We start from the raw sequence: 18,456 nt of genomic DNA on the forward strand, positions 1-18,456 counted from the left end.
GGGCAAGCCAGCGCCCAGATCAGAGCGGTTTCACCCCTTGGCTTTTTTCTTCGGCACAATCTTGCGCAGCATCTGCCGCGCCTTGCCGGTCAATCGCTTCAGTTTCGACTCTTTTTCAGGCTGGGCCAGGCCTTGTTGCCTGAGCCAATCCTTCCAACGAATCCGCTCATCACGTACCAGCCAGCCGTCTTGCTGAGCAAAGCTTTCGGCCAGGTATAAACCGCGTGTGCTGGCTGGATACAGCTGGTCTTTCTTGACGGTGTACAGCTCTGCTACAGGCTGGCCATCTTTGAGCGGCATCAGGTACAAGTCCGGGCGCTTGCGGTCCAGCCGGGCTACCAGCTGATCGCCTTCAAGTCGCTCATCCACATGAAACAGGCTGAGGGATTTGGCTTCCTTCGGCACCTCAAGGCGCAAGTCATAAATCAATTGCAGCGACGCCGTCGGCAGGTGCACGTAGGCCCGCGGGCGCTCGATCAATTGCGTGGTCGCGCAGCGCACCGGGCGGGCGGCGCCCGACAAAGGGCTCAGCCGGAACGGCAGTGCTTCACGGTAATGCAGGGCGGTGGAGTAGGGCGCCGGCAGCCAGGTGTCGTTGAAGCGTCCACCGAGCCAGCCTTCAGGCGTCTCCAGCAGGCATTCTTCGGCAATTTCCTGGATGGCGGTGTGCAGCGGCAGGTTCAATTCGTGGGCCGGCACATAGCCCGAGATCAGCTTGAGCACCACGTCGCCACGGTCCTGGCGGCGTTGGCGTACCAACACCCAGTAATCCTTGTTTTGCCAGTGCAGGGTCAGTCGCACCGACACGCCCAGATTCGCCAGTTCCAGGGCGAAACGCTCGGGGTCCGCCACCTCCACCGGCTTGCGCCGTTGCAGGGTCTGGGCGAAGTTGAGCGGCATGCCCACGCTCTGGTAACTCAGGCCTTCGGGGGTGGCTTCGACGTGCAGCGGCAGTGTTTTAAAGTTGCTGGGGTTTTTTCTAATAAGCGTGCGCGGCATGTCGGCTCCTTCTTGCGACGGGGTCGGCCGCGTCGGCGGCATCAGAGTTGACGAATGACCTTGGCAGCGGTCGCCACGTTATGGGCCAGGTGCAGCGGATTAATGGTCCCGACAATAGCACTGGCGACGCCCGTTTGCGCAAACAACAACATGAAACTGGCATGAATTGGATCCATTCCAGGTTCCAGGCATACGTGGCCGCTGGCCAGGGCTTTTTTCACCAGGATGCCTTTGCCGTGGGCCGCTGCGTAATCAATGACGGTTTTCTCGCTCTGTTCGTTCAGATTGTAGGTGACCATTGCGCAATCACCTTGTTCCAGAGCCTTCACGCCGCCTTCGACGGTTTTGCCTGAGAAGCCGAAACCGCGAATCTTGCCCTCTTTTTTCAGCTCCGCCAGGGTCTGGTAAACCTCGCAATCATTGAGGATATGCAGGTCATTGCCATCGGAGTGCACCAGCACCAGGTCGATAAAATCCGTTTCAAGTCGTTTCAAGCTGCGCTCGATCGACATCCGCGTATGGGCCGCACTGAAATCATGCTGCGACACGCCATCGGCAAACTCTTCACCGACCTTGCTGACAATCACCCAGTCATTGCGTTGGCCGCGTAACAGCGGCCCCAGGCGTTCTTCGCTGCGGCCGTAAGCCGGTGCGGTGTCGATCAGGTTGATACCCAACTGGCGCGCCTGGCGCAGCAGCATGCGCGCTTCTTCATCATCAGGAATCTGGAAGCCGTTGGGGTATTTCACCCCTTGGTCGCGGCCCAGTTTTACTGTGCCCAGGCCCAGTGGCGACACCAGCAGGTCGGTGCTGCCCAAGGGGCGATGCAGGTCGTGCAGGGAGGGCAGGCTCATGGCAACAGGTGCTCCCAGGCAGGTTGGCCGAGGGCTGGTTTTGGCAGCTCGGGCAGGGCGTCGTTGTTGGCGCTCGGCTGGATGCCGTCGCGTTGCAGGGCGTTGAGTACGCGGTCAGCGAAGTCTGGCGCCAGCGCCAGTTTGGTCGGCCAGCCCACCAGCAGGCGGCCCTCTTCGGCAAGAAACGCATTGTCGGGGCGGGTCAGGCCCGACTGCAGCGGCTCGGCACGGTCCACACGCAAGGTCGCCCATTGCGTCTGGCTCATGTCGATCCACGGCAGCAATTGCGCCAGCTCTTTTTGCGCGGTGGCGATCTGTTCTTCAGGTGTGCGCGCCACGCCATCGGCCTCGGCGATATCACCGCCCATGTACCACACCCAGTTGCCATCGGCGGCCGGGTGGGTGGTGATGGTCAGGCGCGGCTTGGTGCCGCCGCCCAGGCAGTGCGCATACAGCGGCTTCAAGCCCGGGCCCTTGGCGATGATCATATGCAGCGGGCGCTTTTGCATGGCGGGCTGGCTCAGGCCCAGGGCACTGAGCAGATCTGCCGTGCCGCCACCGGCACTCAGCACGATGCGCTGGGCGCGAATCTCGCGGCCGTCAACCTTCAAACCCACCAGGGTGTCGCCATCGCGCAGCGGTTCGATGTGCTGGCCGGCGAGCAAACCGTCACCCGCCAGTTGGGCCAGACGCTCGATCAGGCTTGGCACGTCGACCACCAGCTCGGCCAGGCGGTAGACCTTGCCCTTGAAGCGGCGGTCCTGCAGGGCCGGCGGCAATTCGTCGCCCTTGACCTGGTCGACCCGGCCACGCACGGCCTTGCTGGCGAAGAAGCTGGTGAGGTTGCCGGCAAGTGTGCCGGGCGACCACAGGTAATGGGCCTCGGACAGCAGGCGCACGCCGGACAGATCGAGTTCGCCATCACCCGCCAACGCCTCGCGCCAGCGGCGCGGCATGTCGGCAATCGCTTCGGACGCGCCGGTGAGCGCGCCGTGCAGGGCGTATTTCGCGCCGCCGTGGATGATCCCCTGGGACTTCACGCTTTGCCCGCCGCCCAGCGTGGCGCTTTCCACCAACACCGTGGAAAACCCCTGGCGGCGCAGGCGCGCATTAAGCCAGAGGCCGGCAACCCCGGCGCCGACAATCAGAACGTCGGTGGAAATAACGGATGGCATCGGCGACCTCAGTGTTCAAGACAAGAGGCGCAGTATACAGGCTGTTGAGTGGCGGTCAGTGCCCGGCGGTTTTCGAGAACAGCTGAATCACCACCACGCCCAGCACAATCAGGCCCATGCCCAGCATCGCCGGCAGGTCGAGCTTTTGCCCATAGATAAACAGCGCGGCGACACTGACCATCACGATGCCCATGCCGGCCCACACCGCATACGCCACGCCCACCGGCACGGTACGCACCACCAGGGTCAACATCCAGAACGCAATGCCATAGCCGACGATGACCAGCGCCAGGGGAAGCGGTGTGCTCCAGCCTTTAACGGCTTTCATGGACACGGTCGCGATCACTTCCGAGCAAATGGCGATGGCCAGGTAGAGGTAGGCGGCATTCATGGGTAATCCTCGGTGTGTGACGTGCTTGAATAAGGTCAGCATTCTAACGCTTCGGCAGATGGGATAAAGTCATTACCTATCCGAATTCAAGATGGGTTGAGCCATGAGCGTGCAGTGGAACCTGGACCAGATGCGCCTGTTTGTCAGCGTTGCCGAACAGCGTTCGTTTTCGGCAGTGGCCCGCGACCAGCGCAAGGCGCAATCGGCGGTGAGCAACGGTATCGCGCTGCTGGAAGCAGACCTGGGGCTGAGCCTGTTTGAGCGTAGCAGCGGCCGCCAGCCCCGGCTGACCGAAGCCGGCAGTGTGTTGCTGGAGGAAGCCCGTGAGGTATTGCGCCAGTGTGAACGGCTCAATGGCCGCGCGCTGTCACTGACGCGTGGCGAGGAAGCCTGCCTGCGCCTGGCCCAGGACGAGGCCATGCTGTTCCAGCCGGTACTCGACAGCCTCGAGGCGCTCGCCGGGCAATACCCGCAGCTTGAGGTGCAGCTTTCCAGCGCTGCTCAAGGCGATGTGGCGCGCAAGTTGGTGGAGCGCAAGGCCGACCTGGGCCTGTTGTTTTATCACGACCAAATCCCTGAAGCGCTTGAGCGGCGGGTGGTGGGCAGTGTGGAAATGGTCACCGTGTGCGGTGTGAATCATCCGCTGGCCAAGCAAACGTACGTGACCTGCCAGCATCTGGCGCAGTTTCGCCAACTGTTGATGTCGACCCAGACCAGCGTCTACCCCGGCAGTGAAGCCGCCAGCCCGCTGGTGTGGCGCGCCGACAGTTTCTACGTGCTGGCCGAATGGCTGATGAGTGGCTTGGGCTGGGCCTGGCTGCCGCGGCACATCGTGCAGTACCCCACCTATCAACAACAAATGGTTGAGCTGGACAGCGAATGGACACCGCCCGCGCTGGTGGTGGAACTGGTCTGGCGCCGTGACGAGCACCTCGGTCCCGCAGCGCGCTTCCTGGCCGCACGATTTGCCGAGTGCTTGCAGGCGATCGACTGAAAAAGCCGATAAACTCCGCCGCCATGAATAGAACTCTCTATAGCTGTCTGTTTTACCTGGCGCTGCCGTTGGTGGCTTTACGTCTGTGGCTGCGTGCGCGCAAGGCGCCGGCCTACGCCAAGCGCGTCGGCGAGCGGTTTTCCTATGGCCTGCCGGTGATGCAGCCGGGCGGGATCTGGGTGCATGCGGTATCGGTAGGTGAAAGCATCGCCGCCGCGCCGATGATTCGCGGGCTGATGGCGCGGCATCCGACGCTGCCGATCACCGTCACCTGCATGACGCCCACCGGTTCCGAGCGCATCCAGGCGCTGTTCGCCAATGAACCGCGCGTACAGCATTGCTACTTGCCGTATGACTTGCCGTGCGCGGCCAAGCGTTTTCTAGATCGCGTGCAACCTAAGCTCGCCGTGATCATGGAGACCGAGTTGTGGCCCAACCATATTCACGCCTGTGCCCAGCGCGGTATTCCAGTGGTACTGGCCAATGCGCGGTTGTCGGCGCGTTCGGCCAAGGGCTACGCACGATTCGCCAAGCTCACCGCGCCGATGCTCGCAGAAATGAGCCTGTTCGCCGTGCAGACACACACCGAAGCCCAGCGCTTCCTGGGCCTGGGCGCACGCCCGGAAACCGTCGAGGTGACCGGCTCGATCAAGTTTGACCTGACCATTGACTCCGAGCTGCCGGTGCGGGCTGCTGCCTTGCGTGAGCAATGGGGCGCCAGTGAGCGCCCGGTGTGGATCGCCGCCAGCACGCACGAAGGCGAAGACGACGTGGTCCTGGCCGCGCATCGCCAGTTGCTCGAAAGTTATCCCAATGCATTGTTGATTCTGGTGCCGCGTCATCAGGAGCGCTTCGGTCCGATGTTCGAGCTGTGCGGGCAACAAGGCTTTGCCACGGTGCGCCGTTCCAGTGGCGAGCCTGTGACCGCGCAAACGTCGGTGCTGCTCGGCGACACCATGGGCGAGTTGCTGTTTCTCTACGCCCTGGCCGACAGCGCGTTTGTCGGCGGCAGCCTGGTGCCCACGGGCGGGCATAACCCGCTGGAGCCGGCAGCGCTGGCCAAGCCTGTGATCATGGGGCCGCACCTGTTCAACTTCCTCGAAATCAGCGCGATGATGCGCGAGGCCGGGGCGTTGCGAGAGGTGGATGACGCCGAGGGTTTGGCCGAGGCGGTGCGGCAGCTGTTCGAGCTACCGCAGGATGCGCGCAAGATGGCGCAGGCGGGGCTGGCAGTGATGCAGGCCAACCAGGGCGCGCTCAAGCGCTTGTTGGATGGCCTGGACAGACTGATTCAACGCTGACCCAAAGGTGAGAGCTGGCTTGCCTGCGATAGCATCACCTGGGTGTAACTGATACACCGCGGTGTCTGCATCGCAGGCAAGCCAGCTCCCACATTGGTTTTGAGGTGTTTTCAGTAATCTGGGCGAGCCTTGAGCTGTTCGGCGGCGGCCTTGGCCAGGTCCGGCGGCAGGAAGTCCTTGTCCGGGTTGTAGTCAGCCTTGAGGTAGCGCGTCAGGTCCTGCAAATCGCCCGGGCTCAGCGTGCCCGCCGCCTGCTTCAAGCGCAGGTTGTCGAGGATGTAGTCGTAGCGGCTGTTGTTGTAGTTGCGCACCGACGAGTAAAGCTGGCGCTGTGCATCGAGCACGTCGACGATGTTGCGCGTGCCCACCTGATACCCGATTTCCGTGGCTTCCACCGCGCTCTGGTTGGAGATGATCGACTGGCGGCGTGCTTGCACCTGTTCCACGTCGGTGTTCACCGCACGGTGCAGGTTGCGGGTGTTTTCCACCACTTGGCGGCGCAGGCCTTCGCGTTGTTGTTCGCTCTGGTCGAGGCGTGAATAGGATTCGCGCACTTGCGAGCTGGTGAGGCCGCCGCTGTAGATCGGGATGTTCAGGCGCAGGCCGATGGTGCGTTGCGACACATCACCGCCGTAAGGGATGGGCAGTTGATTCGGGTTGCTGAAACCCAGCGCGTCGTTGTCACCCTTTTCGTATTGCGCCACGGCATCGAGGGTCGGCAAGTGGCCGGCCTTGCGCTGGCGCAGGGTTTCTTCGGCGGCCGTGACCGCGTAGTTGCTGGCCAGCAGGTTGAGGTTCTGGCGGCCGGCCGTCTCGACCCAGGCCTTGGCATCATTCGGCGCCGGTGGCAGCACTGGCAGCGTGTGCACGATGCCCTGGATGGCGTTGTACTCGCGGTTGGTCAGGGTGATCAGCGCTTCGAAGGCGTCATCCACCTGGCGCTGGGCGACGATGCGGTTGGCGCGGGCGGTGTCGTAGCTGGCCTGGGATTGCAGCACGTCGGTCTTGTCCGACAGGCCCACGTCAAAGCGTTCGTTGGACTGATCGAGCTGGCGCTTGAAGGCGTTTTCTTCGGCCTTGGTCGAGGCCAGGTTGTCCTGAGCGCGCAGCACCGCGAAGTAGCTCTCGGCGCTTTGCAGGATCAGGTTCTGTTCGGTGGCCGAGAGCTGCAGCGAGGCCTGCTCGTTGACGGCTTCGGCGGCTTGCAGCTGGAACCAGCGGTCGGCACGGAACAGCGGCTGACTCAAGGTTGCGCGCCAGGAGTGCGCATCACGGTTGGCGGTGGCCGCCGGCTGGTCGATCTGGGTGCGCACGTTATTGCTGTCGGCGCCGGCCGACAGGTTCGGCAGCAAGCCGGCACGGGCCTGGGGCACCACTTCTTTCTGCGCGCCGTATTGGGCGCGTGCGGCGGCCAGGTCGGCGTTGTTGTTCACCGCTTCCTGGTAGACGCTGACCAAATCGGTTTTGGCGGACAAGGGCGCTTCAGCTGCCCAGACCATTCCATTGGTCGCACAAGACACGGCAAGAGCCAGTGAGAGTTTGCGCAGCATGAGGCGATCCCTAGTGTGAATATTACGGCGATAATTTAGCGCCCAAGGCTAAGGCTGGCCATTTCTGGCGTCAAGCCATTGTGGCGGCAACCGAGTGTAGTGTTGCTGACCCGGCGCAACAATCCCGCAATCACGCCATTCATCACGCTGAATGCACCGCCATTGGCAATTTGCCCACGCCATGGTCTAGACTGGCCGCGTTCTTGTCGGGGTGCCTTGTTGGAAGGCTGAGATCGGTAAATACCGGATCCCGTTGAACCTGATCAGGTTAGCGCCTGCGTAGGGAACAAGATTTCTCGTCACCCGGCGAGTCCTCTTGTGCTTCGTCCGGGATGTTGTTCGACAATCGAACAGCCCTCGTGCCTTGCACAGCACTGGTTTCAGTGCGTCCATCCGTCACAGGTTCGCTCCGACAAAAATCCACCGCCTGGATAGTTGGAGAGCCCGTGATGAGCACAGAAATAAAAAGTACAAAACTGAAAACCACCGTGCACTTGAGTGAATCGGCCAAGGTCGACTCCGGCTCCGTGCAGCCGTTTACTCGCTCGCAAAAAATCTACGTGCAAGGCACTCGTCCGGACATTCGTGTGCCGATGCGCGAAGTCAGCCTGGACGTGACCCCCACCGACTTCGGCGGCGAAATCAACGCGCCCGTGGTGGTCTACGACACCTCCGGCCCGTACACCGACCCGAATGTGATCATCGACGTGCGCAAAGGCCTGGGCGATGTGCGCTCGCCGTGGATCGAGTCGCGTGGCGACACCGAGCGCCTGTCGGGCTTGAGCTCGCACTTCGGCCAACAGCGCCTGAGCGACGCCGAACTCACCGCGCTGCGTTTTGCCCATGTGAAAAACCCGCGCCGCGCCAAGGCCGGCGCCAACGTCACGCAGATGCACTACGCGCGCAAAGGCATCATCACCGCCGAGATGGAATACGTCGCCATCCGCGAAAACATGAAGCTCGAAGAAGCCCGCGCCAGCGGCCTGCTCGACCAGCAACACGCCGGCCACAGCTTCGGCGCCAGCGTGCCGAAAATCATCACCCCCGAATTTGTGCGCGAAGAAATCGCCCGTGGCCGCGCGATCATCCCGGCCAACATCAACCACACCGAACTGGAACCGATGATCATCGGCCGTAACTTCCTGGTGAAGATCAACGGCAATATCGGCAACAGCGCTTTGGGTTCGTCCATCGAAGAAGAAGTGGCGAAACTGACCTGGGGCATTCGCTGGGGTTCGGACACCGTCATGGACTTGTCCACCGGCAAACACATTCACGAAACCCGCGAGTGGATCATCCGCAACTCGCCGGTGCCGATCGGTACCGTGCCGATCTACCAGGCCCTGGAAAAAGTTGGCGGCGCCGCTGAAGACCTGACCTGGGAGCTGTTCCGCGACACCCTGATCGAACAGGCCGAGCAGGGCGTCGATTACTTCACCATCCACGCCGGCGTGCTGCTGCGCTACGTGCCGCTGACCGCCAAGCGCGTCACCGGGATCGTCTCGCGTGGCGGTTCGATCATGGCCAAGTGGTGCCTGGCGCACCACAAAGAGAACTTCACCTACACGCATTTCGACGAAATCTGCGAAATCATGAAGGCCTATGACGTCAGCTTTTCCCTTGGCGACGGACTGCGTCCGGGCTCGATTGCCGACGCCAACGACGCCGCGCAATTCGGTGAGCTGGAAACATTGGGCGAGCTGACCAAGATCGCCTGGAAGCACGACGTGCAAACCATGATCGAAGGCCCCGGCCACGTGCCGATGCAGTTGATCAAAGAGAACATGGACAAGCAACTCGAATGCTGCGACGAGGCGCCGTTCTACACCCTTGGCCCGCTGACCACCGACATCGCGCCTGGCTACGACCACATCACCTCGGGCATCGGCGCGGCGATGATCGGCTGGTTCGGTTGCGCGATGCTTTGCTACGTCACGCCCAAAGAACACTTGGGCCTGCCGAACAAGGATGACGTGAAGACCGGGATCATCACTTACAAGATCGCGGCGCACGCTGCGGATTTGGCCAAGGGACATCCGGGTGCGCAGATCCGCGATAACGCCTTGAGCAAGGCGCGGTTCGAGTTCCGCTGGGAAGACCAATTCAACCTTGGCCTGGACCCGGACACCGCGCGTTCGTATCACGATGAAACCTTGCCGAAAGACTCGGCCAAGGTCGCGCACTTCTGCTCGATGTGCGGGCCGAAATTCTGCTCGATGAAGATCACCCAGGAAGTGCGTGAGTACGCGGCCAACCAGCGCATTGAAACGGTGGATGTGGACGTGGCCAAGGGCTTGGCCGAGCAGGCGCAGCGGTTCAAACAGGAAGGCAGTCAGCTTTATAAGAAGGTCTGATCCACAGGCGGCGGTGCCTGCACCGCCGCCATCGCGGGCAAGCCCGACTCCCACATTTGATCGAGTTCCACCTTTGGAATGCGGTCGAATGTGGAAGGCAGTCAGCTGTACAAAAAGTTCTGATCCGGGATTGCGGGCGCCTGTAGGGGCCTCTTCGCGAGCAAGCCCGCTCCCACATTTGATCGAGTTCCACCTTTGGAATGCGGTCGGATGTGGAAGGCAGTCAGCTGTACAAAAAGTTCTGATCCGGGATTGCGGGCGCCTGTAGGGGCCTCTTCGCGAGCAAGCCCGCTCCCACATTGATCGAGTTCCACCTTTGGAATGCGGTCGAATGTGGGAGCGGGCTTGCCCGCGATAGCGATCCAGCAAACAACACATGCCCCTCAGAGATAACACCCTTGAGCATTCAACCGAGTACCTACTCCCCTGATATAGCGGTGCCGAGCGACAAACGCGTCTTCGGCGCCCGCGATCTCTTTTCCCTGTGGTTTTCCCTCGGCATCGGCCTGATGGTCCTGCAAACCGGCGCCTTGCTCGCACCGGGCTTGGGCTTGTCCGGTTCGCTGCTGGCGATATTTCTCGGCACGCTGGTGGGCGTGCTGTTGCTGGCCGCCGTTGGCGTGATCGGCAGCGACACGGGCCTGTCGGCCATGGCCGCGCTCAAACTCAGCCTCGGGGCCAAAGGCGCCAGCCTGCCGGCATTGCTGAACCTGCTGCAGCTGATCGGCTGGGGCTCGTTCGAAATCATCGTGATGCGCGACGCCGCCAGTTTGCTGGGCACCCGAGCGTTCAGCGAGGGTAGCCTGCTGGCGAGTCCTTTGCTGTGGACGCTGTTTTTCGGTGGTTTGGCGACGTTACTGGCCGTCAGTGGCCCGCTGACTTTTGTGCGCCAGATCCTGCGCAAATGGGGCATCTGGCTGCTGCTGGCCGCCTGCCTGTGGCTGACCTGGAACCTGTTCGCCAAGGCTGACCTCGCCGCGTTGTGGGCAAAGTCCGGTGACGGCTCGATGCCGTTTGCGGTGGGTTTTGATATCGCCATCGCCATGCCGTTGTCGTGGCTGCCGTTGATTGCCGATTACTCTCGCTTCGGCAAACGCGCAAAAAATGTATTCGGCGGGACGGCGCTGGGCTTTTTTATCGGCAATTTCTGGCTGATGAGCCTCGGCGTGGCTTACACCCTGGCGTTCGCGCCAAGCGGTGAAGTGAATGCGCTGTTGCTGGCGCTGGCCGGTGCGGGCCTGGGCATTCCGCTGTTGCTGATCCTGTTGGACGAGTCGGAAAACGCCTTTGCCGATATTCACTCGGCGGCAGTCTCCAGCGGGATTTTGCTGCGTTGGAAGGTCGAACACCTGGCGTTGGCCATCGGCGTTATCTGCACGCTGATCGCCTGCTTCGCGCCGTTGGCGCAGTACCAGAACTTCCTGTTGCTGATCGGCTCGGTGTTCGCGCCGCTGTTCGGCGTGGTGCTGGTGGATCACTTTATCCTGCGCCGCCGTGGCCAGGGTTCAGTTGGCAACCTGCACTGGACGGCGCTGGTGGCCTGGCTGGGTGGCATCGCCACGTATCACGTGCTGGCCAACCTGTATCCGGATATCGGCGCGACCCTGCCGGCGCTGGTGCTGGCAGGGCTGTTGCAGTTGATACTGGGCCGGGTTTTTAGTGGCGCGCGGGCATCAGTTCAGGCTTGAGCACGCCCGTCAGGCGCGCATAGGGGATGGTCATTTCGATCAGCCCCAATGCGTACGGGCCAATGGTGGCCACGTTGTACTTAAGCACCACGCCGTCGCTGGTCAAGGCCACGTTCGGGGTTTTCTGGAACGGCCAGTTCTTCACGAACTCCGGGTCGCGGTCCATCTGCGAATTGATCAGCCAGCTGTTGTGGGCGACTTTCGCGGTGTTCCAGAACGCCTGTTCCTGACCCGGCAGCAGCATGTCGGTCAGGCTCAGCTCTTTGTGCTGCAGGCGTGAATAGTTGATGAAACCGCGGCCGGGTTCACCGTGGGCGGCTCCGGTGTCCAGGTAGCTGGACACTTCAATGATCACCAGTCCGTCATGCTGGTCACGTACCTTGGCCTGCAAGTACATGCTGTTGCGGTCTGGCGATTCGCGCAGGAACTTGTCCCGGTAGGCATTCAGCGTCGGCGGCACGCTGGCGCCGGGCGTGGTGCGGGTCATTTGCAGCAGGCGTTGCTCCACAATCGTGTCGAGCTGCGGCTCGCTGGGGAAGTGCACGGTATCAATGTTCACCAGCGGGCAGTCAGGGCTGCCGCAGCCGGGTTTGATCTGTTCGGAGGCGTCCGGTTTGGTGTCCAGCGGCTTCAGGTAGCTGGGCTGGAACAGGCTCTGGCAGGCACCCAGGGTCAAGGCAATACAAGCCACGGAGGCGATTTTTAAAAGCGACATGTGCGTCCTTCGGAAATCGATGGAAAGCGAAAAAGAGTAGCGCTTCGACTGCGAACAGAGCCGTCAGTTCGCCACTAAGCTGATTAGAGTGAGTTTGACCTCCGCCGTCTATCCCGGCAACTGGAAAGGGGCTGCATCAAGTGGCAAGGGCGCGTTAGGATGGCGCGAATTGCACCCGCGTAAACGAGGAAGAATATGACGGACATTGCCAAATCGACGCCGAACAAAATCGAGATTGTTCAGCGCGACAATGCCTACAAGGGCTTCTACAAGCTTGATCGCGTGCAACTGCGCCACGAGAAATTCGACGGCGGCATGAGCCGGGTGATCAACCGTGAAGTCTTTGTTCGGCATGACGCGGTGTGCGTGTTGCCTTACGACCCGCAGCGCGATGAAGTGGTGCTGATCGAGCAATTCCGCGTGGGCGCCATGGGCCGTACCGACAACCCGTGGCTGATAGAAATGGTTGCCGGCCTGATCGACAAGGATGAAGAACCGGAGGAGGTTGCACACCGCGAAGCCGAGGAGGAAGCTGGGCTGACATTCTCCGCGCTGTGGCCGATTACTAAATATTTCCCATCGCCCGGCGGCAGTACCGAATTTGTCCACTTGTACCTGGGCCGTTGCGACAGCACCGGGGCCGGTGGCGTCCATGGACTGGAAGAAGAGGCAGAAGATATCCGCGTCACCACCTGGGCTTTCGAAGATGCCCTGCAAGCGGTGCGTGACGGCAAAATTTCCAACGCAGCCAGCATTATCGCCCTGCAATGGCTTGCGCTTAATCGCGCGGAAGTGAGGGGGTTATGGCAGTAAAGGCACGGGAACGATATCGCGTTGACCTGATCGGGTTGCAAGCCGCCTGCGAGGCCAACTATGCGCGGCTGATGCGCTTGCTCCCCGACATGCGCCACACCCCGGAGGCGCGGCGCATTGCCGTGACCCACGGCGACCAGATGCTTGGCGTGCTGACCCTTGAAGTCATCGTCAACTGCCCGTACACCACCACCCTGCGCGTGCGTCAGGAGCACAGCCTGCCGTGGCTGCCGGTGCCGCAGTTGGAGGTGCAGGTCTACCACGATGCGCGCATGGCCGAAGTGATCAGCGCCGAACATGCGCGACGCTTTCGCAGCATCTATCCTTACCCGAACGTGTTCATGCACCAACCCGATGAGAAAGCACAGCTCAATGTGTTCCTCGGTGAATGGCTGAGCCACTGCCTGGCCCTGGGCCATGAGTTTGAAGTCGTGCGGTAGATGTGAACTGCGTCTTTCCTCTTTGCGTCCTGCCCTAGCATAATCGCCCACCTGTCCTTTTCTGTGATTGCCTTGGGAGAGCGCCTTGCCGAGCGTATCCACCGTGAACCCTGATGCGCCAGCGCTGCTGGTGCAGCTGTCCGACAGCCACCTGTATGCCGAGGCCGATGGCACGCTGCTGGGCATGAACACCCGCGAAAGCCTGCAGCGAGTGATCGGGTTGGTGCGCTCGCAACAGCCGCAGATCGATTTGCTGCTGGCCACCGGCGACCTGTCCCAGGACGGCACGCTTGAGTCCTATCAACAGTTTCGCGACCTGACCCGACAGATCGACGCGCCGGCGCGCTGGATTCCCGGCAATCACGACGAGCCGCAGATCATGGCCCTTGCCGCCGAACACAGTGATTTGCTGGAACCGGTCGTCGACATCGGCAACTGGCGCGTCACCTTGCTGGATTCGGCTGTTCCAGGCTCAGTGCCCGGTTACTTGCAGGATCAGCAACTGCAATTGCTTGCCCAGGCCTTGAGCGAGGCGCCTGCCCGTCATCATCTGGTGTGTTTTCACCATCATCCGGTGCCCATCGGCTGTGCGTGGATGGAGCCCATTGGCCTGCGCAACCCGGAGGCTTTGTTTGCGGTGCTCGACCGCTTTCCGCAGGTCAAGGCGCTGCTCTGGGGCCATGTGCATCAGGAGATCGACCGCGATCGCAACGGGGTGCGCTTGCTGGCGTCGCCGTCCACCTGCATTCAGTTCGCGCCGGGCAGCGAAGACTTCAAGGTCAGCGAGCAAGCGCCGGGTTACCGCTGGCTGCGCCTGCACGCCGACGGGCGGTTGGAGACCGGCGTAGAGCGGGTCGAAGGCTTCGCGTTTACCATCGATTACGGCAGCAACGGCTATTAACGGCTGCGAACACTGAGCAAAATGTGGGAGCTGGCTTGCCTGCGATTGCGCTATACCGGTTAATAAATGTGTGACTGATACACCGCCATCGCAGGCAAGCCAGCTCCCACAGTGGATCTTCTGAGTCCTTTAGATAGAGGGCCTCACACACCACCCCGATCCCTGTAAACTGCGCCTCTTTGGCTGACGCACGGAGAGCCCGGCATGTCTGCTTCGATCTTATATATCCACGGTTTCAACAGTGCGCCAGCCTCCAACAAGGCCAGCCAGTTGATCGCCGTGATGGACAGCCTCGGCCTGGCCGACCAATTGCGCGTGCCGGCGCTGCATCACCACCCGCGCAAGGCAATTGCTCAATTGGAAGACGCGATTGCGCAGCTGGGGCGGCCGCTGCTGGTAGGCAGCTCACTCGGCGGCTACTATGCAACCCATCTTGCCGAACGCCATGGCCTCAAGGCGCTGCTGGTCAACCCGGCGGTCAGCCCGCATCGGATGTTTGACGGTTACCTGGGGACCCAGAAGAACCTCTATACCGATGAAACCTGGGAGCTGACCCACGACCACGTTGCGGCCCTGGCCGAACTGGAAGTGCCAGCCCCGCAGGACGCCGCGCGTTATCAGGTGTGGTTGCAGACCGGGGATGAAACCCTGGATTATCGCCTCGCCCAACAGTATTACCGGGCCTGTGCCTTGCGCATCCAGGCCGGTGGCGACCATGGCTACCAAGGGTTCGCCCGGCAACTGCCTGCGATGTTGAGCTTTGCCGGCATTGGTGCAGATCAGTATCAATCCTTCGACTTTGCAGCCCTGTAAAGCCGCAGGTTACTTTTTAATCGAACGACTCACGACGAGACCCCATGGCCACTCCCAGCGCTAGCTCTTATAACGCCGACGCCATCGAAGTCCTCTCGGGCCTCGACCCGGTGCGTAAACGCCCAGGCATGTACACCGACACCAGCCGGCCGAACCACCTTGCCCAGGAAGTCATCGACAACAGCGTCGACGAAGCCTTGGCCGGGCATGCCAAGTCGGTACAAGTCATCTTGCACGCCGACCATTCCCTGGAAGTGTCCGACGATGGTCGCGGCATGCCGGTGGACATCCACCCCGAAGAGGGTGTGTCGGGCGTCGAGCTGATCCTCACCAAGCTGCACGCCGGCGGCAAGTTCTCCAACAAGAACTACCAGTTTTCCGGTGGCTTGCACGGTGTGGGTATTTCCGTGGTCAACGCCCTGTCCACGCAGGTCAGGGTCAAGGTCAAGCGCGACGGTAACGAGTACCAGATGACCTTCGCCGATGGCTACAAAGCCACCGACCTGGAAGTGATCGGCAGCGTTGGCAAGCGCAACACCGGCACCAGCGTGTACTTCGCGCCGGACCCGAAATACTTCGATTCACCCAAATTCTCCATCAGCCGCCTCAAGCATGTGCTCAAGGCCAAGGCCGTTCTGTGCCCGGGCCTGTTGGTCAGCTTTGAAGACAAAGGCACCGGCGAGAAGGTCGAGTGGCATTACGAAGACGGCCTGCGTTCCTACCTCGAAGACTCTGTCAGCGACTTCGAACGCCTGCCCAACGAGCCGTTCTGCGGCAGCCTGGCCGGTCATAAAGAAGCCGTCGACTGGGCGCTGCTGTGGTTGCCTGAAGGCGGCGACAGCGTGCAGGAAAGCTACGTCAACCTGATCCCCACCGCCCAGGGCGGCACCCACGTCAACGGTTTGCGCCAGGGTTTGCTGGACGCCATGCGCGAATTCTGCGAATACCGCAGCCTGTTGCCACGCGGCGTGAAGCTGGCGCCGGAAGACGTGTGGGAGCGCATCGCGTTCGTGCTGTCGATGAAAATGCAGGAGCCGCAATTCTCCGGTCAGACCAAAGAACGCCTGTCGTCGCGTGAAGCGGCGGCGTTTGTCTCCGGCGTGGTCAAAGATGCGTTCAGCCTGTGGCTCAACGAGCACCCGGAGCTGGGCCTGGCCCTGGCGGAGTTGGCGATCAATAACGCCGGCCGCCGTTTGAAGGCCAGCAAAAAGGTCGAGCGCAAGCGCATCACCCAGGGCCCGGCGTTGCCGGGCAAGCTGGCCGATTGCGCCGGGCAGGACCCAATGCGTTCCGAGCTGTTTCTGGTCGAAGGTGACTCCGCCGGCGGCTCTGCCAAGCAAGCGCGGGACAAGGAATTCCAAGCGATCCTGCCGTTGCGCGGCAAGATCCTCAACACCTGGGAAGTCGATGGCAGCGAAGTCCTCGCCAGCCAAGAGGTGCACAACATCGCCGTGGCCATCGGCGTCGACCCAGGCGCGGCGGACATGAGCCAGCTGCGCTACGGCAAGATCTGCATCCTCGCCGACGCCGACTCCGACGGTTTGCACATCGCCACGTTGCTGTGCGCGCTGTTCGTCCAGCACTTCCGCCCATTGGTGGATGCCGGTCACGTCTACGTTGCCATGCCGCCGCTGTACCGTATCGATTTGGGCAAGGAGATTTTCTACGCGCTGGACGAAGCCGAGCGCGATGGCATCCTTGACCGCCTGGTCGCCGAGAAGAAACGCGGCAAGCCACAGGTCACGCGATTCAAAGGCCTGGGTGAGATGAACCCACCGCAGCTGCGCGAAACCACCATGGACCCGAACACGCGGCGCCTGGTGCAGTTGACCCTGGAAGACTTCGCCGGCACGTCGGAAATGATGGACATGCTGCTGGCGAAAAAACGTGCGCCGGATCGCAAGGCCTGGCTGGAGTCCAAAGGCAACCTGGCCGAGGTTTTGGGCTGATGCGCACAGGTTTCGCCCTGGCGATCCTGATGTTGAGCGGGTTGGCGGCGGCCCAAGTGGTCGCCGAGCCCGTGGCTGAGCTGAAGCTGATATCCGAGCATCCGGTGGACGGCATGCGTGGCGGTAACCTGTCGGGCCTGGCGGTATGTGGCCAAGAGCTGTGGACGGTGTCCGATCGCGATGACGATCAGATTTACCGACTCGACATCAGTGCACCGACCTGGCAGGCCGAAACCGTGAAGATTGACGTGCCGCCGGTGCCCGAGTCCGGTTTGCCCTGGGGTTTGCGCTCGCGCACCAAGGCTGCGTCATTCATCCGCGGTGGCGACCTCGATTTTGAAGGCATTACCTGCGATGCCGCCGGCAACCGCTACATTGTCAGCGAAGCCCATGCGGCGGTGCTGCAAGTGCCGATGGCGGGCGCCCCCGAGTGGTTGAAAATCGCCCCTGGCATGGTGCGTGAAGCCCGCGCCAGTGGCATGTTGCTGCACTTCAACGCGTTGTTCGAAGGCCTGGCGGTGAATCCTGCCGGTAATCAGATTTGGCTGGCGGCCGAGCGTGAGCGGCGTGGCTTAATCTCGATCAAGCGCGGGCAGAGCGTATGGGATTGTGACGGTCCCTGTGTGTTGTTGAGCGAGGCTGGCCAGGAAGTGCAGCCGGCGCAGTTCACCAACGCCAAGGCTGTGTCCAAGGACTTTGCCGACCTGGCGCTGTTTGACGGCAAGCTGTTTACCCTGGAGCGCAATGCGTTCCAGATTTGCCGGCGTGATGCGGTCACCGCCAAAGTCGAGCTGTGCTGGTCGTTTGCCGACGAAACCCTGCTGCCGAAACGGCGCTATGCCCAGCCCTACGGCCTGGCCGAAGCCCTGGTGGTGGATGCAGAGGGCGCCTGGCTGGGGATCGACAACAATTTTGGCCCGCGTGCCGATGGTGAAAAGCGCCCTGTGGTCTATCGTTTCGCCGCGCCTGCCGGCGGCTGGAGCGCCCAGCCATGAGCGGGCAGCCGCCCGGCAAGCGCGCCGGACGTGTGCTGATGTTTGTGGCATGGGGCGCCGGGCTGTTTTTGGCTACGCGGTTTTTTGGGCAGTGGGAAGCGCGTCAGGAAAATCCCAATGCGGTGGTGACCTCGCAGCAACACGAGGGTTACATCGAAGTGAAATTGCTGGGCAACGGCCAAGGGCATTTTGTTGCCAGCGGCCAGATCAATGGTCAGCCGGTGGAGTTTATGCTCGATACCGGCGCGACCGATGTGGCGGTGCCGGCCGAATTGGCCGACCGCCTCGGGCTTAAACGTGGCCTGCCGGTGACCTTGAGTACCGCCAACGGCCGTGTTCAGGGCTACCGCACCCACCTCGACCGCCTGAAGCTGGGCGATATCGTCCTGCAGGACGTCCGCGCGATCGTGGCGCCGGGCTTGGACGGGGAACAGGTGCTGCTGGGCATGAGTGCATTGAAACAACTTGAATTTACCCAGCGCAGCGGCACATTGCTGCTGCGCCAGACCAAACAATGATGAGGC

At 61.8% G+C, this 18,456-nt stretch carries 17 protein-coding genes and 1 riboswitch; of the genes, 11 read left to right on the forward strand and 6 right to left on the reverse strand.

All coding sequences use genetic code 11. From position 1 onward, the window contains the following. Window positions 1-30: 30 nt before the first annotated feature. The 4 genes from AB5I78_RS02910 to AB5I78_RS02925 are packed head-to-tail and all read right to left on the reverse strand — an operon-like array spanning window position 31 to window position 3,419. On the reverse strand, window positions 31-999 hold the full coding sequence (locus AB5I78_RS02910) for a metal ABC transporter ATPase (RefSeq protein ID WP_106577594.1): 969 nt from the start codon (window positions 997-999) through the stop codon (window positions 31-33). Between the two features lie 41 nt (window positions 1,000-1,040). Next, on the reverse strand, window positions 1,041-1,853 hold the full coding sequence (locus tag AB5I78_RS02915) for an aldo/keto reductase (protein WP_369301588.1): 813 nt from the start codon (window positions 1,851-1,853) through the stop codon (window positions 1,041-1,043). Continuing rightward, the gene (locus AB5I78_RS02920) at window positions 1,850-3,028 is read right to left on the reverse strand and encodes an FAD-binding oxidoreductase (RefSeq protein ID WP_262209727.1); all 1,179 of its coding nucleotides are present in this window, start codon (window positions 3,026-3,028) and stop codon (window positions 1,850-1,852) included. Before AB5I78_RS02920 ends, AB5I78_RS02915 begins: the two co-directional genes overlap by 4 nt. Window positions 3,029-3,083: 55 nt before the next feature. Then, window positions 3,084-3,419: a multidrug efflux SMR transporter gene (locus AB5I78_RS02925; protein ID WP_106577597.1), complete on the reverse strand. Its 336-nt coding sequence runs from the start codon at window positions 3,417-3,419 to the stop codon at window positions 3,084-3,086. A 103-nt stretch (window positions 3,420-3,522) separates the two neighbouring features. Between AB5I78_RS02925 and AB5I78_RS02930 the strand changes: the two genes are divergently transcribed. Next, entirely contained in the window at window positions 3,523-4,413 is an 891-nt protein-coding gene (locus AB5I78_RS02930) for a LysR family transcriptional regulator (protein ID WP_242198925.1), read from the forward strand. Between the two features lie 23 nt (window positions 4,414-4,436). Next, entirely contained in the window at window positions 4,437-5,714 is a 1,278-nt protein-coding gene (gene waaA / locus AB5I78_RS02935; RefSeq protein ID WP_369301586.1) for a lipid IV(A) 3-deoxy-D-manno-octulosonic acid transferase, read from the forward strand. 110 nt (window positions 5,715-5,824) lie between these two features. Here the strand turns inward: waaA and AB5I78_RS02940 are convergent, their stop codons facing one another. Further along, a complete protein-coding gene (locus AB5I78_RS02940; protein ID WP_369301585.1) occupies window positions 5,825-7,264 on the reverse strand; it encodes a TolC family outer membrane protein in 1,440 nt (479 codons plus the stop codon). Window positions 7,265-7,461: 197 nt separating this feature from the next. Continuing rightward, window positions 7,462-7,567: riboswitch (TPP riboswitch) on the forward strand. A gap of 146 nt (window positions 7,568-7,713) precedes the next feature. On the opposite strand from AB5I78_RS02940, the gene thiC reads away from it, so the two are divergent. Together thiC and cytX are read left to right on the forward strand one after the other, a co-directional pair. Next, window positions 7,714-9,618, forward strand: a complete 1,905-nt coding sequence (gene thiC, locus AB5I78_RS02945) for a phosphomethylpyrimidine synthase ThiC (protein ID WP_369301583.1) — start codon at window positions 7,714-7,716, stop codon at window positions 9,616-9,618. A 398-nt stretch (window positions 9,619-10,016) separates the two neighbouring features. After that, on the forward strand, window positions 10,017-11,306 hold the full coding sequence (gene cytX, locus AB5I78_RS02950) for a putative hydroxymethylpyrimidine transporter CytX (protein WP_369301582.1): 1,290 nt from the start codon (window positions 10,017-10,019) through the stop codon (window positions 11,304-11,306). On the opposite strand, the gene AB5I78_RS02955 is transcribed toward cytX, so the two are convergent. Continuing rightward, entirely contained in the window at window positions 11,275-12,021 is a 747-nt protein-coding gene (locus tag AB5I78_RS02955) for an RsiV family protein (RefSeq protein ID WP_242198933.1), read from the reverse strand. The two genes, cytX and AB5I78_RS02955, sit on opposite strands and share 32 nt — an antisense overlap. Before the next feature lie 195 nt (window positions 12,022-12,216). Between AB5I78_RS02955 and AB5I78_RS02960 the strand changes: the two genes are divergently transcribed. The 7 genes from AB5I78_RS02960 (at window position 12,217) to AB5I78_RS02990 (ending at window position 18,450) form a co-directional block, all read left to right on the forward strand. After that, window positions 12,217-12,834 (forward strand): NUDIX domain-containing protein, encoded by a 618-nt coding sequence (locus AB5I78_RS02960; protein ID WP_145160119.1) that lies wholly within the window; start codon window positions 12,217-12,219, stop codon window positions 12,832-12,834. Next, window positions 12,825-13,274, forward strand: a complete 450-nt coding sequence (locus AB5I78_RS02965; protein WP_003209507.1) for a DUF1249 domain-containing protein — start codon at window positions 12,825-12,827, stop codon at window positions 13,272-13,274. The genes AB5I78_RS02960 and AB5I78_RS02965 overlap by 10 nt, the downstream gene beginning before the upstream one ends. An 85-nt stretch (window positions 13,275-13,359) precedes the next feature. Continuing rightward, entirely contained in the window at window positions 13,360-14,175 is an 816-nt protein-coding gene (cpdA, locus tag AB5I78_RS02970; RefSeq protein ID WP_369301579.1) for a 3',5'-cyclic-AMP phosphodiesterase, read from the forward strand. Between the two features lie 204 nt (window positions 14,176-14,379). Further along, window positions 14,380-14,988: a YqiA/YcfP family alpha/beta fold hydrolase gene (locus AB5I78_RS02975; RefSeq protein WP_145160123.1), complete on the forward strand. Its 609-nt coding sequence runs from the start codon at window positions 14,380-14,382 to the stop codon at window positions 14,986-14,988. Between the two features lie 44 nt (window positions 14,989-15,032). Then, window positions 15,033-16,937: a DNA topoisomerase IV subunit B gene (parE, locus tag AB5I78_RS02980; RefSeq protein WP_145160125.1), complete on the forward strand. Its 1,905-nt coding sequence runs from the start codon at window positions 15,033-15,035 to the stop codon at window positions 16,935-16,937. Beyond that, window positions 16,937-17,932: an esterase-like activity of phytase family protein gene (locus AB5I78_RS02985; protein WP_369301578.1), complete on the forward strand. Its 996-nt coding sequence runs from the start codon at window positions 16,937-16,939 to the stop codon at window positions 17,930-17,932. Before parE ends, AB5I78_RS02985 begins: the two co-directional genes overlap by 1 nt. Then, entirely contained in the window at window positions 17,929-18,450 is a 522-nt protein-coding gene (locus AB5I78_RS02990; RefSeq protein ID WP_119737939.1) for a TIGR02281 family clan AA aspartic protease, read from the forward strand. The genes AB5I78_RS02985 and AB5I78_RS02990 overlap by 4 nt, the downstream gene beginning before the upstream one ends. The last annotated feature ends 6 nt before the right edge of the window (window positions 18,451-18,456 follow it).

Origin of the sequence: Pseudomonas sp. N2-3-1-14 (assembly GCF_041228395.1) — a bacterium.
Taxonomy (GTDB): Bacteria; Pseudomonadota; Gammaproteobacteria; order Pseudomonadales; family Pseudomonadaceae; genus Aquipseudomonas.

What these genes read in the sequence shown, in the direction of transcription:
- AB5I78_RS02910 (WP_106577594.1), bottom strand. Translation starts at nt 999, where the DNA reads ATGCCGCGCACGCTTATTAGAAAAAACCCCAGCAACTTTAAAACACTG.
- AB5I78_RS02915 (WP_369301588.1), bottom strand. Translation starts at nt 1,853, where the DNA reads ATGAGCCTGCCCTCCCTGCACGACCTGCATCGCCCCTTGGGCAGCACC.
- AB5I78_RS02920 (WP_262209727.1), bottom strand. Translation starts at nt 3,028, where the DNA reads ATGCCATCCGTTATTTCCACCGACGTTCTGATTGTCGGCGCCGGGGTT.
- AB5I78_RS02925 (WP_106577597.1), bottom strand. Translation starts at nt 3,419, where the DNA reads ATGAATGCCGCCTACCTCTACCTGGCCATCGCCATTTGCTCGGAAGTG.
- AB5I78_RS02930 (WP_242198925.1), top strand. Translation starts at nt 3,523, where the DNA reads ATGAGCGTGCAGTGGAACCTGGACCAGATGCGCCTGTTTGTCAGCGTT.
- waaA (WP_369301586.1), top strand. Translation starts at nt 4,437, where the DNA reads ATGAATAGAACTCTCTATAGCTGTCTGTTTTACCTGGCGCTGCCGTTG.
- AB5I78_RS02940 (WP_369301585.1), bottom strand. Translation starts at nt 7,264, where the DNA reads ATGCTGCGCAAACTCTCACTGGCTCTTGCCGTGTCTTGTGCGACCAAT.
- thiC (WP_369301583.1), top strand. Translation starts at nt 7,714, where the DNA reads ATGAGCACAGAAATAAAAAGTACAAAACTGAAAACCACCGTGCACTTG.
- AB5I78_RS02955 (WP_242198933.1), bottom strand. Translation starts at nt 12,021, where the DNA reads ATGTCGCTTTTAAAAATCGCCTCCGTGGCTTGTATTGCCTTGACCCTG.
- AB5I78_RS02960 (WP_145160119.1), top strand. Translation starts at nt 12,217, where the DNA reads ATGACGGACATTGCCAAATCGACGCCGAACAAAATCGAGATTGTTCAG.
- AB5I78_RS02965 (WP_003209507.1), top strand. Translation starts at nt 12,825, where the DNA reads ATGGCAGTAAAGGCACGGGAACGATATCGCGTTGACCTGATCGGGTTG.
- AB5I78_RS02975 (WP_145160123.1), top strand. Translation starts at nt 14,380, where the DNA reads ATGTCTGCTTCGATCTTATATATCCACGGTTTCAACAGTGCGCCAGCC.
- parE (WP_145160125.1), top strand. Translation starts at nt 15,033, where the DNA reads ATGGCCACTCCCAGCGCTAGCTCTTATAACGCCGACGCCATCGAAGTC.
- AB5I78_RS02985 (WP_369301578.1), top strand. Translation starts at nt 16,937, where the DNA reads ATGCGCACAGGTTTCGCCCTGGCGATCCTGATGTTGAGCGGGTTGGCG.
- AB5I78_RS02990 (WP_119737939.1), top strand. Translation starts at nt 17,929, where the DNA reads ATGAGCGGGCAGCCGCCCGGCAAGCGCGCCGGACGTGTGCTGATGTTT.